Annotated in this window: 15 protein-coding genes; 2 read left to right on the top strand and 13 right to left on the bottom strand. The window is 60.0% G+C overall.

What is annotated here, in order from left to right; translation table 11 throughout:
• Positions 1-139 precede the first annotated feature (139 nt).
• Positions 140-763, top strand: coding sequence for a TetR family transcriptional regulator (locus ACEN9Q_RS19205; RefSeq protein WP_495625678.1), 624 nt, complete (start codon positions 140-142; stop codon positions 761-763).
• A gap of 28 nt (positions 764-791) precedes the next feature.
• Here ACEN9Q_RS19205 and ACEN9Q_RS19200 read toward each other — a convergent pair whose 3' ends face one another.
• From ACEN9Q_RS19200 to tssE, 11 genes are all read right to left on the bottom strand, one after another.
• The gene (locus ACEN9Q_RS19200; RefSeq protein ID WP_495625677.1) at positions 792-1,070 is read right to left on the bottom strand and encodes a PAAR domain-containing protein; all 279 of its coding nucleotides are present in this window, start codon (positions 1,068-1,070) and stop codon (positions 792-794) included.
• A gap of 57 nt (positions 1,071-1,127) precedes the next feature.
• Positions 1,128-1,613: a hypothetical protein gene (locus ACEN9Q_RS19195; RefSeq protein WP_495625676.1), complete on the bottom strand. Its 486-nt coding sequence runs from the start codon at positions 1,611-1,613 to the stop codon at positions 1,128-1,130.
• Positions 1,613-2,080: a 3D domain-containing protein gene (locus ACEN9Q_RS19190; protein ID WP_495625675.1), complete on the bottom strand. Its 468-nt coding sequence runs from the start codon at positions 2,078-2,080 to the stop codon at positions 1,613-1,615. Before ACEN9Q_RS19190 ends, ACEN9Q_RS19195 begins: the two co-directional genes overlap by 1 nt.
• Positions 2,081-2,210: 130 nt before the next feature.
• On the bottom strand, positions 2,211-3,197 hold the full coding sequence (locus tag ACEN9Q_RS19185) for an IS5 family transposase (protein ID WP_495625674.1): 987 nt from the start codon (positions 3,195-3,197) through the stop codon (positions 2,211-2,213).
• Between the two features lie 330 nt (positions 3,198-3,527).
• Positions 3,528-3,806 carry a PAAR domain-containing protein gene (locus tag ACEN9Q_RS19180; protein WP_495625673.1) on the bottom strand — a complete coding sequence of 93 codons (279 nt, stop codon included), beginning with the start codon at positions 3,804-3,806 and terminating at the stop codon, positions 3,528-3,530.
• Positions 3,807-4,055: 249 nt separating this feature from the next.
• Positions 4,056-4,754, bottom strand: coding sequence for a hypothetical protein (locus tag ACEN9Q_RS19175; RefSeq protein ID WP_495625672.1), 699 nt, complete (start codon positions 4,752-4,754; stop codon positions 4,056-4,058).
• Entirely contained in the window at positions 4,751-5,455 is a 705-nt protein-coding gene (locus tag ACEN9Q_RS19170) for a hypothetical protein (RefSeq protein WP_495625671.1), read from the bottom strand. Before ACEN9Q_RS19170 ends, ACEN9Q_RS19175 begins: the two co-directional genes overlap by 4 nt.
• Positions 5,456-5,457: 2 nt before the next feature.
• A complete protein-coding gene (locus ACEN9Q_RS19165) occupies positions 5,458-8,118 on the bottom strand; it encodes a type VI secretion system Vgr family protein (RefSeq protein WP_495625670.1) in 2,661 nt (886 codons plus the stop codon).
• Positions 8,119-8,294: 176 nt separating this feature from the next.
• Positions 8,295-9,395, bottom strand: a complete 1,101-nt coding sequence (tssG, locus tag ACEN9Q_RS19160; protein WP_495625669.1) for a type VI secretion system baseplate subunit TssG — start codon at positions 9,393-9,395, stop codon at positions 8,295-8,297.
• Positions 9,359-11,185, bottom strand: a complete 1,827-nt coding sequence (tssF, locus tag ACEN9Q_RS19155; protein WP_495625668.1) for a type VI secretion system baseplate subunit TssF — start codon at positions 11,183-11,185, stop codon at positions 9,359-9,361. Before tssF ends, tssG begins: the two co-directional genes overlap by 37 nt.
• 10 nt (positions 11,186-11,195) lie before the next feature.
• Positions 11,196-11,675: a type VI secretion system baseplate subunit TssE gene (gene tssE, locus ACEN9Q_RS19150; RefSeq protein ID WP_056443378.1), complete on the bottom strand. Its 480-nt coding sequence runs from the start codon at positions 11,673-11,675 to the stop codon at positions 11,196-11,198.
• Positions 11,676-11,863: 188 nt separating this feature from the next.
• On the opposite strand from tssE, the gene tssK reads away from it, so the two are divergent.
• The gene (gene tssK, locus ACEN9Q_RS19145; protein ID WP_056443962.1) at positions 11,864-13,198 is read left to right on the top strand and encodes a type VI secretion system baseplate subunit TssK; all 1,335 of its coding nucleotides are present in this window, start codon (positions 11,864-11,866) and stop codon (positions 13,196-13,198) included.
• Positions 13,199-13,211: 13 nt separating this feature from the next.
• Here tssK and ACEN9Q_RS19140 read toward each other — a convergent pair whose 3' ends face one another.
• On the bottom strand, positions 13,212-14,627 hold the full coding sequence (locus tag ACEN9Q_RS19140; protein ID WP_495625667.1) for an MFS transporter: 1,416 nt from the start codon (positions 14,625-14,627) through the stop codon (positions 13,212-13,214).
• 1 nt (position 14,628) lies between these two features.
• Positions 14,629-15,471, bottom strand: a complete 843-nt coding sequence (locus ACEN9Q_RS19135; RefSeq protein ID WP_162251883.1) for a TauD/TfdA family dioxygenase — start codon at positions 15,469-15,471, stop codon at positions 14,629-14,631.
• Positions 15,472-15,748 lie beyond the last annotated feature (277 nt).

Here is a 15,748-nt window from a genome sequence, read left to right as displayed (position 1 = left end):
AAACGCAACACGCGGCAGGTCGTTCGGCGCTTCCTCTTGCACGGCTTCGGGTTTATCGCTGGCTTTTGGGAAAACCCCGATATACTATCACGAGTGTATGTTTAATGTTTCTTACCTATAAAAACGGAGAGTACAACGGATGGCCCGCAGGACCAAGGAAGAGGCGGCTGCGACCCGTGACGGCATTTTGGATGCTGCTGAAAAATTGTTCGTGGAACAAGGTGTTTCGCGCACGACGTTGCAGCATATCGCAACCGCGGCCGGTGTGACGCGCGGAGCAATTTATTGGCATTTTGACGACAAGGGTGCGCTGTTCAACGCGATGATGGAACGCGCGATCCTGCCGCTGGAAGCGGAGATGCAGGTGCTGGACCAGGCCGAGTCGGACGACCCGCTCGTCGACCTGCGCAATCACATGCTGGCCGTGCTGGACCGGACCGTCAATGACCCGGGCGCGCGCCGCGTGTTCGAGATCGCGACGCTGAAGGTGGAATTCGTCGGCGAGATGAACGCGGTGCGCCAGCGCCGCAAGGACAATATGGCCAACTGGATGACCCGCGCCGAACGGCGCATCCGCCTGGCCGCCGACAAGGGCCTGCTGGCCCGCCACGTCGATGCGAGCCGCGTGGCGCTGGCGTTGTGGATCATGATCGACGGGTTGATCCGCAACTGGATGTTCGATCCGCAGGATTTCGATTTGCTGGCGCTGGGGAAGTGTGTGATCGATCCGTATCTGGATGGGTTGCGGAGGGGGGACGCTTAGGCTTCTTTTATGTCGTCAGCGGCCTAACTTACAAGGATGTTATCAACCGCGCGCCGCATTCCGTCACGTCCCCGTCGTACGCATACGGCTTACCTTCGTGTCGTGCGCCTGCTCCGTCAGGTTTGATCGCAAAGTTACCCTTGCACTGGGGACAGTGCGTCATGTCATCTTGAAGTGTCGCCACCTTCCCCATCACGGTTGTGCCAGAGGATGCACTGATGACCTGGCCGCCGTGATCGGTTTTATCGTTGAGGCGAATTACCCCGCGTCCGTTGTGTATCACGTTGTTTCCCCTCAGTGCATTCATTAGACGTAACTGGAACCATAACGGCTTGCCCAGTTAGGGCAGTAACGCGAAAATTTATTAGTTATCAGCGTCCGACCAATCTGGTCGGCTTTCTAACGGAACCTTGGCCTCATCAAAACTCGAAAGTTCGCGCATGGTCCTGGTGTCATAAAGGGTTTCTCGTCCTGCAAAATGTCTTGCGCCGCAGTCAATAGCAATTTGATCCCCATTCATCCAAAACCAGTAATCTCGAATAAATGGTGTGCATTTAAGTGAGCTGAATTTTCCATCGCGATAGAGCATTAATTCTTCAGAGCCCGGGCCGTCATCACCTTCTGCTATCCAAGTATTCATGACTAACCAAGCCACGGTTTCCCTGTCAGGAGCTAGTTTTAGTGTGCTGGCATTTCCTTTGTTCGTTATTTGCGTGTCGACCTCATGGTCGTTTACGATATGTACGTTCCGGTTGCTGTCAAGATAAATCTTCTTTAAGGTTTCCGGATAAGCGCTCGTCATGAGGATGCTGGTGGCCAAAAACACGATAAATCGACGCGCGATATTCATCAGGCAACTCCCAAGTACTTAACCGCTCGCTGTGTATGGTTGATTCCGCTTTTTAGCCAAGTCTTCACTACTGAGTCTCCTGATCCGAGAAAATTATCGATGTGATATGAATGTATGCCGCCTCCAGAATCATCGGCTACTCTTTCCCCTAATCCTTCTATGCTGACTTTGGATTTTTTCGGGATTATTGATTTATCAACCGCTATCGAATGATTTTCCTCGACTATTCCATATTTCCCGTAAAATTTGTCAGTGTACGAAAATTTTGCAGCAGACGGAGTGCTTAACCGGTCAGGATCGCCTTTGACGTTTTTATGCCAGCTTCCCGGTTTGTTGTCGAGACGTATATATCTGCCGTCGCTTCCTTTTCCTGTTCCTTGCATGGCCACCCCTGCCGCTCCGTAAAGGAAATCGTCCCTGTGCTTCTCATCTAGCCCTTGTCCCTCCACTAGGGAAACGCTGAACAAATAGGTTGTGCGGCCGATTCGACGCGACAAAGCCAGCGTCGAACGTCACGATGGTCGAAATCAGCTGTTTTTCACGCGTGCGCTGGGCCAGCAGACGGGTTTTGGCCTGCCGCAGCACGCATTCTCCGGTTCAGGACGGAGTTCGGGCGCGGGCACTTCCAAATGTCCGGCCGGCCAGCACCAGATTGGCGAACGCGAACAAGGAATGGAGCTGTGCGGTGTTCTTCGCCAAGCCACGGTAACGCGCCTTGCGATGCTTGAACAGATTCTTCAGCACGTGAAACGGATGCTCGACCTTGGCGCGCACGCTAGCCTTGGCCTTCTCCAGCTTTTCCTTGGCGCGGCCCAGCGTATTTTTCTTCATGGCCTTGCGCAAACCGCGCTTCATCGCGATATGCCAGGTAATCGCCTTGCCCTTGTTCTCCGGGCGCTTGTTGGCGCCTTGGTAGCCGGCGTCACCGAACACCATCGTTTCGGCGCCATGCAGCAGATTGTGGGTTTGTGTGACGTCGGACACGTTGCCCGCAGTGGTCACAAGCGTGTGCGTGAGGCCAGACCTGGCATCAATGCGGATATGGGCCTTCATCCCGAAGAACCAGTTCTTGCCCTTCTTGGACTGGTGCATTTCCGGATCGCGCTTTTCGTCGTGGTTCTTGGTCGAGGGAGGCGCTGCAATCAGGGTGGCGTCGACGATGGTCCCCTCGCGCATCATCAGGCCTTTGCTGGCCAAGTGCCCGTTGATTTCATCGAAGATCCGGCGCGTCAGCTTGTGCTTCTCGAGCAGGCAGCGGAACTTGAGCAGCGTCGTCGCGTCCGGCGCCGACTCGTGCGTCAGGTCGATGCCGACAAAACCGCGAATGGCCTGGCTCTCGTAGATCGCATCTTCGATGCCCTCGTCCGACAAGCCGAAGCACTGCTGCGCGATGTACATGCGCCGCATCCGCTCCAGACCAACGGGCGGACGGCCTCGCCCTTCGCCCTTCGGGTAGTACGGCAGCAGCGCTGCCACCAGCGCTGGCCACGGGGTCACGGCCTCGATCTTGGCCGGGAACCGATCGCGTCGGGTCTGCTTTTTCTTGTGGGTGAACTCGGCGTCGGAGAACGTGGTTTGCTTCATGACTGTTCAAGAGGAATCGAAGTCGTTATTGTGCCACTTCGGCATGCCGACCACGACTGGGCGACATTAAATCAGCGTTTCCCTAGGTTTTCAATTTGTCGCGGGAATCATGCGAATTACACCACGCGCTTGATGCTTTATTGTTTGTCAGGCGCGTTCGGGTTTCCAGGCTTTTTCAAGGACGGACGCTTGCGACCGCCGTACTCGTCTCATTGCCTAACTGAATACTCGGAAAAACTCGAAACGTCGAGAACGCAGTTCCCGCTGCGATCACTTGGCCTTTGTTGAACGTGTCGCTTTCGATCGCCTATCTCTCATCCTTTGGGGATGTCAACCAACGGTTGCGGGAAAGCTTCCGAGCAATTTACATCCGCATTCTGTCGTGCAACCCTCTACTGCCACAGGAATGCCGTCAACGGTGAATGTGCTGTGTGCAGTGATGATCTTGTTTATGCCGTGTGGTTTGCCGCCCGGATAGAACTGCGGACAGTCGACCTGATCGCCCAGCCTCGCAATTGCGTGCCCGCGAATATTGTGCGTAGGTGAGCCGGTAATTACGGCTCCTCCATGGTCAGTCTTGTCGCCGACGGCGATGATTTTTAAAGACATTTTTAAGATCCGGATAGAATACGGCTGACCCCAACGGCTCAAAAATACTTCGTGAACAGCGAATACTTATTTAACGCTTTGTACGCGAATTTCCGTTGCGCCGAAGTGGTCACGTATCTAAACTCTGTTTTTCTTGCCTGTCTTTTTGTTTCGAATTTTCTAATAGAGCATGTTTTCGGCAGTCTCAATGGCGTCCCTGAGTAGAGCGGATAATAGGGAGCGGTGCAGGAAAGGATCGTGAAAGTCCGTTTAGCGGCTTTCGTCGATGTTGTATTCCTGTGCGTCATCTGAAACGATTGCTCCAGTAATCTGGATATCGCTTTTGGTGAGATGATTGTTCTCAACGCGATAATAATTGATCAGGATGTTCGGGGACATGCTTTTGTCGACTTTCCAAGATGGTGCAAGCAAATTTCCCGCTGACGTTCGTTCAATTCCTCTGCAAGAAGAATTGATGCCAGACAATCGGTAGATGCTAGGCTTGCCGATAGGATCGGTAACGAGATACACTTCCTTATATGGTCTCGGATGGATGTAAATATCAGGTCCGAGGGATTCAATACAGATCAGGCTTTGCCGCGGATCCTTGGATGATTTTACAAACAGGTCAAGACCTTTTTCATCAAGGGTTCGATTGTCTGTATCTGCGCCTGGGATCGACGGAGCCCTGTCAAAAAGAAGAGTAGTCTGCTTTTTTTCTAAAACAACCCTTATCTGTTCTCCATGGACTTCAAAATATAATTGCTTCCCTGAAATGAAACCTTTCCAAGTGAAGTACGGTGTATCATCACCTTGTACATAGCCGTGGTCGAGTTCACGAGCATCTTCAATCTTGAAAATTTGTCCTTCGCGCGTCGCGTAGAATCCTTGGTTGTCTACGCTAGCTACTACGTCAGAACTCGCTAGCTCAGAACTCGCTAGCGCCAATAAGATGATAGCTTTTCTCATTTGTATTCCTTTGCGCCGGTCGCTTTCACGTAATCCAGATTGTAGCGCCAAAAAATGGTTTTCCCACACGCTGCGGTCGATACGTATATTGCATCGTAACGTCCTCGCTCAGCCCCGTCGACAGTTTCCCCCGTTTTCTTGTTGATTACCCGCCAATGTATAATCACAGTTTTGGTTATTTGTTGCATGTCAAAAATATTGTGCTCCTGCGCACCATACTTAAATCCGTAGGCGATCCGTGGGTTGACCTGTTTTTTTAGTTTTAAGTCAATACCGTCCCACCAGTAGGCGCCGTTCGATGGATCATGGCCTTTTCTGTTTAGTGCGTTGATGGCGGAGTTAATGGCCGCCCGCATTGGTAATGATTTATTAATTGCTTTCGGCGATGATGCCATCAAAAGATTAAATCTCGTGTTTGTGCCGTTTGCGGCGTAGGTGTAATTTCGATCGGATTTTAATAAGTCGGAGATCTTTTTTCCTCCCCACGCCCTTGCTCTATTCGCAACTGCGTATGCGATGCCAAGGACCTCTTCCGAGTTGTCTTCAGTAGATGCCTCGCCATAAGCAACGGCAGCTAACAGCCTTACTTCGGAATTGATTTCTCCATCTACCTCCGCACTTAAGCTACGCTCGGCCTGAGTTTGACCCCTATCCGCCTCCGTATCCTTCTCAGCTGGTTCCTGTTTCGTCACATCTGACATTCTTATCTCCGCCTAATCCAAGAGGTGTGCGTGATTTCTTTGTCGACTGGAAAACCTGGCGTTCGGCCGCTTTCGTCAAGTACGCCTTCAACCAATTTTTGCCCTGTGCTGTCTACGCGATAGTTGAAGCCGGATATTGGCTTCCCATTCTCGTCCTCGAATGAAAAATATTGTTCCAGTTCGTCGATGTGATGGCCTCCTGCTAAGAAAGGTAGGGGAAGTACATCGGGTGGATCGATACTTTTTGCTGTCGGAAGACTGTGACTTGCAGCGTGTGCGACGAAGGTCCCATTGGTACCGTGTTCGATCCCAGCAGCCGTAAATTTTGCGTAGCTACCGCCGCCGTTGATGACGATCTCTTCCTTGGCGCTAATAGTGATGCGGTTGGCGATATGCGATATCTCCAGCTTCGCCAGCAGCTTGATATTGTCCGATAATGCCTGTACATCGATGTCGCCGGCCGCGGCAACCATCTTCATGCCAGCCTTCTGAACGAACAAGCGGAAAGTCTTGCGAATGCTGGCAAAGAGGCTCGTGCCGGCGGCTAATGAGAGGCTATTTCCTGTCGTGATGGCCGTGTGCCCATCGCTGGCGATATGGGTGTCTTCGGCCGTCGTGGTCACAATTCCTGCAGCGCTTGCGAGCACAAAGTACGGTTTGGCCAGCTCTGGAAACTGGTTTTCCTTAGAAGCCACGCCCGCGCCCGCGATCGCCTTGCTTTGTGATTGCAGAATCGATGCGACTTCCCTTTGATTATCGTCAGTCTCGTGAGCGCCATTCTTCTGGGCGACCTCGGCCAATAATTCGTGTTGTTCGCAAGCCGTCACAAGACGACGTGACGTTTCATCCATGTCCTTGATCGGCCCACGCGCACCCTGTCTGGCTTCTGTCGTGATCAATAAACCTTTGGCAGCACGCGCGACCCCGTGCCCATCAGTCCGCAACTCCCATCCTTCGCCGCGCGCATCCTTGCGTCCGCTCGTATCTTCGATGCGGCTGATATGACCAAGCGACAGCTGGCTACACTGATGATCGCTTTTCAACTGCGCCTGGATCTTGCCCGCAGTGTCGTCAAGCACAAGGTGATTGCCGCGCCTGCCGCCTTCGCCTCCCTGCAATTCCCGACTCCGCAGCCCGGACAAGGCCTGCTGTCCCGGCAACTTCCACGGCGGCATGTGCGTGTAGTTATAGAGCGCTCCGAGAATGACAGGATGGTCGATGTTCGCGTCCAGAAAGACCACCGCCACTTCCTCGCCGACCCGCGGCAGGCGAATGGTCCCGAACTGGTTGCCCGCGCCCGGCGACATGACGCGCAGCCACGGAGAGCTGTTCTCGTCGTAATTGCCCAGCCTGTCCCAGTGGAACTGGACCCTGACGCGTCCGTAGCCATCGGTGTGGATCTCGGCCCCGTCAGGCCCGACCACGATGGCAGTCTGGATGCCGGGATAGGTGCAGGGCTGGCTGTTGTAGTGGCGTCCCGGGCGCCACTGAATATCCTTGCGCACGCAGCGGAACGTGTTTTCGTAGTTCGACGGCGCGCCCGCTCCGGCCTGGTAGTTGTTGCTGGCCTCGTGGTCGACGGACAGGATCAGGTAGTCGCGGTCGCCAATGCTCGGATGGGGCGCCTCGCCCCATTTGGGGACTTGCAGCTCGGCGCTGAAGTGGCCGCCGAGCTTGAAGCAGCGGCCCGGCTGGGCGGTGCGATCGTTGCCTCGCGCTTCGAAATATTGGGTGTTCGCGTCGCGCTCGCCCATGCGCCGGTAGGCGAGTTTTTCGCCATCGTCGTGGGTGCGGAAACCGTACGACCCGGTGTTTTCGTAGACTTCGTACGGAAAGACGTCGCCCTGGTTGTTGAGGGATTCGGCGGTCGAACGCTGCACAATCGGGTTCTTGTAATCGAAGCTTGCCAGGGTCGTCTGGCCGGAACCGATGCGGCGCACGGGACTCCATTCGCGGATGCCATCGTCCTCGAGCGAACCCGCCTTGTCGCGAAACGGGATTTCGCCGGAATCGTCGATCCCGGTCGGATCGATGGGCCGTACGAGCGTACTCCTGTCGTAGAGCCACAGTGTGTGTCCATCTGCCCGGTGCTCATAATGGTACGTAAGCCCGAGCGCCTCCCAGCGGCGATGCAGATGGTTGTAGTCGGTCTCGTCGTACTGGTTCGCGCAGGTCATCCGCGGATCGGCGTCGATCATGTGCGTGCGCCAGTCGGCTTGGCGGTAATGCGCGAACGTGAGTTCGGTCAATTCGATGACGCTCTTGCCGTGGAACGACACGTTGTCCTTGCGCAGCTTGGCGAATGCCAGCCACGGTTCGAGCACCATGCGGTAGAACGCGAAGCCGCCGTCTGCACGCACGAAGCGGAATTCGGTGACGTAGCCATTGAAGTAGCGCAGAGAACCGTCTTCGCGCACGACGGAAATCGTCACCATCCTGGCCATCATCGCCTTCAGGGGAATCCGGGCGTCGTCCGACAGGAGCTCAACCTCGACGCGGAAGCAGCGGGAGACTTCTTCGCGCGCGGTCATCCGGTTCGGCAGGAGGATGGCATCCGGTCCGTCACTGTGGGGGAACTCCATGCGCATCAGGCGGTCGTGCTGCGCATCGAGACCGAACACCGACAGCGCAGCGCCCGCCGCGATCGCTTGGCTCCCATCCATGCAGCACCTCCGATGGTTTATCACGTATCAGATTTCCGTCGGTTAAGGTACTCAACAGGACGGCGAGCGACCTTGATCAACAGCAAGAAGGCGCCAGGGAGAGTGAATGCTGCAACAAGCGCTGATTTGCCCGGCTCGATGGTTCTCGATGCAGGCCGGTGGATGCGTTCAAACAATTACAGTCGAACCGCCGGCGCTTGTGCCTCCCGATTCTGCCGTCCCGTCGATCCCCGGCCCGTTGTGAGCCGCAGCGCAGATCGAATATCCGGCCGGCTCGCCTTGCCTTCCGTGCCCGTCAGGAAGGAATTCCAACCGAGGCGTTTCCGGTCCTGCCCTTTGGTCCGCAAGGTCAGCGGCTTGAGACACGGCTTGTCCAGCAAGAGCCTGACTTCATACTGGATGGAGGGCACGGCAAACAGGCTGACCATGTCCTTCAATGCCGCGTGAGACCGGCCATGCGGCAGGAAAGCCTTCGCCGTTTCCTCATCCAGCGGGCCGATATGGAGGCGGACACGCAAGTCGTTGCGCCATGTGCGCGTACCCAGCGCGGCGCCGAAGCCGAGGGTGGGATCGGTGACGCCGAGCGTGCTGCGGATCGCCGCCGGCAACGGGTCCCAGGCGCCGACGAATTCTTCGAGACGCACGGGAACGCCGAAATAGTCGCCCAGCACACGTTCCACGGTCGAGGCGGCGATCGGGCGCGTCCGGAGCAATCCGGCGTAGAAGGCGGCGGCTTCCGAAGGAATCGAATCGAAAGGCCGCGCTGGCCCGAAACTGGTGGACCGTAGGCCGCCCAGTGCGGTCAGCAGCGGCAGCAGATCGTCCTGGGCGCGCGTATTCAGGCCATGTTCGACACGGTATTTGCCCCATGCCTCGTAGAACAGGCCGACGGCCCGATTCGAAAACAGATCGATGAACGGCTTCCAGCTTTCGTCGGTGCCCGGGCCCGTCCTCGCGGCCGCGCGTTCGGTGTCGTGCAGGGGCAAGGTGCCGCTTGCGCCAAGCAGTCCGATGAATGCGGAGGTGATGTGAATGCGAGGTGTCCCGGCAGCCTGCGCCGATTCGACCCGCATGCTTTCGATCTCGCTCGCCGGAAAAGCCAGCGACAGGCTGTTACGAAAGCGCAGCACCTGGTCGAATGCCTGGCGGTACGGGATGCCCTGTTGGCGCAGCGTCCGCACGAGGATGTTCAGCAGTTGCGCGAACCGGTAGCGGTACGGTGCGGCGATCAGGCGCTCGATCATGACAGGGGCATGCTGCCGCTTCGCGGTTTGCATCGGAACAGCTCCTCTCCGGTGTGGTGTGACAGGATCACCAGCTCGATAAAACTGTTCATCTGAACATACAGCGCAAAGAACTGGTCGATGACCTGCACGAACAGGTGCAAGCCGGCGCCGACGAAAGCTTCTTCGTCGATCGTCAGGCGCACTTCGGTTCCGTGCGCGAGGGACGACCCGCGCTTGTGCCTGATCCACGCGGTCGCCTCGGCATGTTCAAGTCCGACGACGCCGGCGATCTGCCGCCGCGATACGGCGGACCCGGTAACGTCGTACAAGGCGAGCATCTCGCGCAGGCCGTCGGCCCCTTCTTGCGCCAGTGAGTGATGGTTGAGCGTCAGGTGCGAGATGAGGCGCCAGTGGATGCCTTGGCCATTTGCCAGGCGATGCGGACGCGTGGGCCGGCGCAGGAAACGTATCCGCACGCCCTGCGTCGTGCCGGGAATGGACAGGTCGCCGTCCACCGCTCCGCATTTCAACAGGCAGGGCAGGTCGCGGTTGGTGCAGGTGAGGTCGATCGACAGCGTCGCCTGCTCGACCGCGAGCGGCGCGCCGTCGGTATCGACGAGCGAGATGACTTTTTCGTGGCCGGGGCTGGTGACTGCCAGCGTATCGTCATGGCGCACTATCCAGTAGCGTCCCTTGTGCGCATCGCTTTCACCATGCCGGAGCGCATAGAACGGGCGAAATTCGATCGGCGCGATGTCCTTGCCCTGCTGCCGCACCATGTGGACCCGGTCGACCGAATACACTTCATACTCCGCCGCATGGGCGGAATGCGCAAGCACGCTGTATTCCGCAGTCCGCTGGTCGTACCGGATCGGGACCCCGGGCTGACTGAACAGGTTGACGACCGGGGTGCAGCCGGTGAGCAGGCTGTGCGCCGACAGGCCGGCGAGCATCCTGGCCTGGTCCGAGCCCGGCGCTACGCCCGCCAGCGCCAGGTGCAGCGTGAAGCGCGTGCAATCCGGTGGAAGCCGGGCGCGGAGGGCGGCCAGGTCGACGTCGACGAAGTTGAATTTCTCCGGAAAGGCGAAATACTCGGCAAGAATCCGGTAGGCGCGGTGCGAGCGGGCATCGAACGGGATCAGGGCGTCATCGTCGGCATAGCCGACCGCGGCGATCGGTATCGCGGCGAGCGGTATCCATGCCCCGTCCGCTCCGGCCTGGACGCAGGCCGACACCGTGCGCATGAACAGCGCATCGCGCAGCGCCGCGCGGAACGAAGCGTCGCCGTCGAGATAAATCCTCAAGGGCGCCGGCGTGCCGGTGGAACCGGCGGACGTGAATTCGATACCGATGGCCGCCGCCGCGCCCGGCGGGAGCCGGGTCGACGCCGGCGCATGGATCACCGTATCGAACCAGGCCGACGCAATCGCTGCCGGAGACGGCGCGACGTCATAGGCGGACTGGAATTTGCAGCTCACGCCGCGGACCGGCGCCGACTCGAGCAGCGTCCCGCGCGGGAATGTCGCGGTGCCGGGGTCGGCGTCCTCGGTGGCCGGGAGGACGCGCACGATCGCGCAGGATGGAAACGGCCTGAGATAGTGCGGAAACAGGAGATTGAGCAGCGCCTCCGTAAATTGCGGATACGAGTCGTCCAGCCGCTTCGACACCCGGGCGCACAGCAGGGCGACGGACTGGATCAGCCGTTCGACATGCGGATCGTCGCAGGCTTCTCCGCCGAGCTGCAGCTTGGCCGCGACCTTCGGATAGCGCTCGGCGTACTCGCGGCAAAGCTGCCGCATGGTGACGAGCTCGCGTTCGTATTGGGCAAACAGTTCATCCATGGTGGCGGACCTAAGGCGCGCTGCGTACGCTCTGGATCGAATAGCGCTGGAGCGATGGCTGGAACACGGCGTTGAAATGCATCGGATCGGCCACCGGCGCGTTCTTCAGTTGGGCCGTGATCACGAAGTCGACCCGGTTGATGGCGCCTTTCCTCGGCTGCAGCGTCGCCGTCACCTTGTCCAGCCGCGGCTCATGCCGTTCGATCGCCTGGCGGACCGCGGTGCAGATGCGTTTCTGGTCCGTGTCGCTCGTCATGCACATGCCGGCGAAATCGATCAGGCCATAGTTCACGATGGATCCGCCGACCTCGGGATAGCCGGTGAGCGCATCGGGGAGCAGGGCGGAGCGGGTGTTGAGGAGCGCTTCCAGGTCGCGAGTGATGCTTTCCTTCCAGTCGTCGCTCTTCCTGGCGGGCGCGCGGGATGCGCGCTGGGGGGCGTCGTCGTCGGCATCCAGACGGTCGAACAAGCCTGGCGTGAAACTCTGCATGCTGTTTCCTTTCAAGCCGTCTCGAAGCTGAGGAAGCGTTCATTATTGCCGTCTTGTCGAAAACAAAGTTGCGTCCTGTCAACGGACCCGGCGAGGACAAGCGCGGTCGCGGTTGATGCGCCAGATCAACAATCTCCGCGCAATGCCCGCCATGCTTTCTGGAATGAACGTTGAACGAGGAGGAAGCGATGAGCTTGGGAGCGAAGATCTTGTGGTCCGAAGGGCTGACGCTGGGCCCCCAGCATTTCCAACGACAGGACCTGTACCACGAGACGCGGCTGCTCAGGATGGCGTCGGCGCTCAATCCGAACTTCTGGGGTGTCCGCCTGCTGCAATGGAATATGGATGGCCTTGGCCACAACCTGCTCGAAGCCCAGGCCATGTCGCTGATTTTCCAGGACGGGGAAGTCTACGAGGCGCCCGCGACGGACCTGTTGCCGGTCCCTGTCGACCTGACCCAGCTGCCCCCGGAAACCAATACCTTCACGATCTACGCCGCGCTCCCGACCATCCGGCCGCACGGCGCCAACGCGGAAGAGGGCGGCCGCTACGCATTGGCCGAGTCCGAGACATCCGACCTGTTCAGCGACGCGGTGCCGATCGACGTGCCGTTCCTGAAGAAGCGGATCCGGCTCCTGACGCACGCCGAGCCGCGCGATGGACACGTCAGTTTTCCCGTGCTGCGCATCCATCGCGACCCGCGCGGCGGTTTCGAGGTCGATCCGGCGTTCGTCCCGCCGTGCCTGGCGATCGGTGCCGCCCGCCCGCTCCAGCAGCTGCTCGACGGCTTGATGAGCGCACTGACTGCCAAGACCGTATCGCTCCATAACGCGCACCGGAAGACGAATGCGTCCACCTTCGAGGTGCATGCGGGCGATATCACCTCGTGGTGGATGCTGAACATCATCGGCACCGCGAACGCGTCCCTGCAGCATTGCGCGCGCTCGCGCGTGCAGCATCCCGAAGCCCTGTACGAGAAGCTGCTGGCGCTCGCGGGTGGATTGATGACGTTTTCGGACAGGTACGCGACGGTGGACCTGCCGGCCTATGTCCACGCCGATCCCGGCGTCACGTTCGCACAGCTCGATACCGTGATCCGCGACCTGGTGGACACCGTCATCTCGGCCAGGTACTTCACCATTCCGCTCATCGCGGAAGACAATCGGCGCACTCACTACCGGGGCACGCTGGATGCGTCGAAACTGACCCAGGACACGCAGCTCTGCCTCGCCGTGAGCGCGGACATGCCGGCGCTCGAACTGGTGGCGGCCGTACCGATCCGGTTCAAGATCGGATCGCCCGACGACATCGAACGGATCGTGGCATCGGCACTGCCCGGCATCGCGCTGACGCACATGCCGCAGGTGCCGGCGGCGGTGCCGGTCCGTCCCGACACCTATTATTTCTCGGTGTCGACCAAGAACGGACTCTACGAAAATGCGCTGAAAGCGGAAGCGATCGCGATCTATGCCCCGGCCGGGATGCGTGAACTGAACATCGAATTGATCGCGTTCACGCAGTAGTCCCGGTGCTTCGTCACCCGCGCATGCGCTTGTGCAGGCGCGCGAAGCTGATGGCCGCGCCCAGCAGGGCGATGGCCGCCGCCGCCGCGAGGGCGTAGCTGGTGCCGTGGTGCTCCGACAGCACGAGGCAGCCGGCCACCAGCGCGGCGCCGCTGGCCTGGCCCGTCAGGCGCGCCGTCGCGACGATGCCGCTCGCGCCGCCGGCCCGTTCGCGCGGGGCGCTGCCCATGATCGCTTTCATGTTCGGTGCCTGGAACAGGCCGAATCCGGCGCCGCAGACGGCCATGCGCCATGCGATGCTGAATGTGCTCGGCGCATCCGGCATCCACAGCAGCGCCAGCATGCCGGCGCACAGCACGAGCAGGCCGATCCCGGCCATCAGGCCGGACGGGTAGCGGTCGGACAAGCGGCCGGAGATCGGCCCCATGATGCCGACCAGGACCGGCCAGGGCGTCAGCAGGAAGCCCGTCTCCACGGGCGAACGGCCGAGTACCTGCTCGAAGTGGAAGGGCAGGGCGACGAAGGCCAGGCTCTGGACGGCGAACGTGCACACGGCCGTCAGCGCGGACAGCGCGAACAGCGGCCGCGCCAGCAGGTCGGTCGGCAGGATCGGCGCCGCATGGCCGCGCTGGCGCCGCAGCAGCAGCGCGAAGCACATGAACGTGCCGGCGGCTTCCAGGGCCAGGCGGACGGGCGCCGCGCCGTGGGCTGCATCGCCCAGCAGCAGGATCAACAGGCCGAAGGCGCCGGCGTTGCACAGTGCCGCGCCGGCATCGAAGTCGTGCGCGGCCCGCGCATTGTCGGGCAGGACGCGCCGTGCGAGCAGGAAGGCAGCCGCGCCGATCGGGACGTTGATGGCGAACAGCCACGGCCACGACGCGAACGCCAGGATCATCGAGGCGACCGTGGGCCCGACGGCGAACGCCACCGCGACGACGAGGGCGTTCAGGCCGAAGCCCTGGCCCTGCTGGCGCGCGGGATAGATGGCGCGCATCATGGCCGTGGTCACGCCCATCAGGGCGCTCGCGCCGAGACCCTGCAGCAGGCGCGCGGCCACGAGCAGCGGCAGGTTCGTCGCCAGTGCGCAGAACAGCGACGCCAGCGTGAACAGCGCCAGGCCGGACGTCGCGACGCGCCGGTAGCCGATGCGTTCGCCCAGCGCCGCGAACGGCAGCAGGGTGGCGACCATCGCCAGCTGATAAATGTTCACGATCCAGACCGAGGCGGCGGCGCCGGCATGCAGCTGGCGGGCCAGTTCGGGCAGGGCCGTGTTGGCGATCGCCGTGTCGAGCGACGCCATCGACACGCCCGTCATCAATGCCGTCATCGCCCAGCGGCGGCGCGCCGGCGGCAGGCCGTCGGCGGGGACGGCGGCGGGTTGCGGCGTCACGCCGGGGGCGGCGCCGCGGGCAAGTACAGTCTCGCTCATCTCAATCCCTGACGACGCCCGACGGGCCGACGCGCTCGGCGTTCGGCACGTCCGAGATGCGGATGCGGATCAGGTGGCGGCGCTCGTCGGTGTAGGTCGTGCGGCCGTGCAGCATGTTGTGGTTGTCGGCCAACATCAGGGTGTCGGTCGGCAGCTGGTCCTTGAAGCGCACGGCCTGGTGCTCGGCCACGTCGTTCATCAGCGCCAGCGCGGCGTGCAGCTCGGGCGTGCCCAGGTCGGGGCGGGCAGCGAGACCCTTCATGATGGAGTCGTAGCGCCAGCGCATGGTGAAGCGCGTGCCGGGACGCGTGGCCGGCCCGAACACCAGCGCCACGTTCACCTCGACGTTGTTGTCGCCGGCCGCGTAGATGGCCGGCACGCGGAACGGCACCGGCGTCGTGCTGAGCAGGTCGAACGCCTTGCGGCCTTCCTCCGTCTTCTGCAGCGCCAGGTAGATGTCTTCGCCGTCGACCAGCAGCGAGTGGCCGCCGTCGCAGCGCGCCGCGTTCACCACGTACAGGATGAACTGTTCTTCGGGCATCGGATAGAACGACGAATCCGTGTGCATGTCGGCGCTGCCGATGCGCTCGGAAAACGTGGTGAAGCGGCCGTCGATTTCTTCGAGCGGGCGGGCGCGGACGTCCCAGGCCACGCGGCCCGTGCGCTGGTCCGTCGAGGTCGGGTAGCCGAGCATCAGCGTGATCGCATACAGCGCGGCATTGCGGCGGTCTTCCGGCAGATGCGCCAGACCCAGGTCGTACAGCACGACGCCGTGCGCGTTCAGGCCGCGAATGCCTTCCGCCAGGTGGGCCAGGGTCGGCACGCGGGCCAATTCCTTGCGCAATTCGATTTCGTCGGGATGCGCATAAAAGCCGTTGTTATTAAATCCATCGAAACGATTCGACAATATTTCGAAAATGGAATCGAGATCGGAATCCCACGAGAAAGCCAGTTTTGCAAATGCAATCTTGCCAAGATGAGAAATGGACGTAAGCATCAGGAGCTCCAGAAGTTGCCGGAAGGAAAGGTCCGTATTCTAAAAGATATCAGGGCTACACATCGTTGTTTTTGTGTCTTGAAATAACTTTATTTCAAAAATATAAGTAACGATCGGACTGTCG

Source organism: Massilia sp. Masssp93 (genome assembly GCF_059491295.1).
Note: the sequence above shows the minus strand (reverse complement) of the source record. Positions and strands in the feature narration are given on the sequence as shown.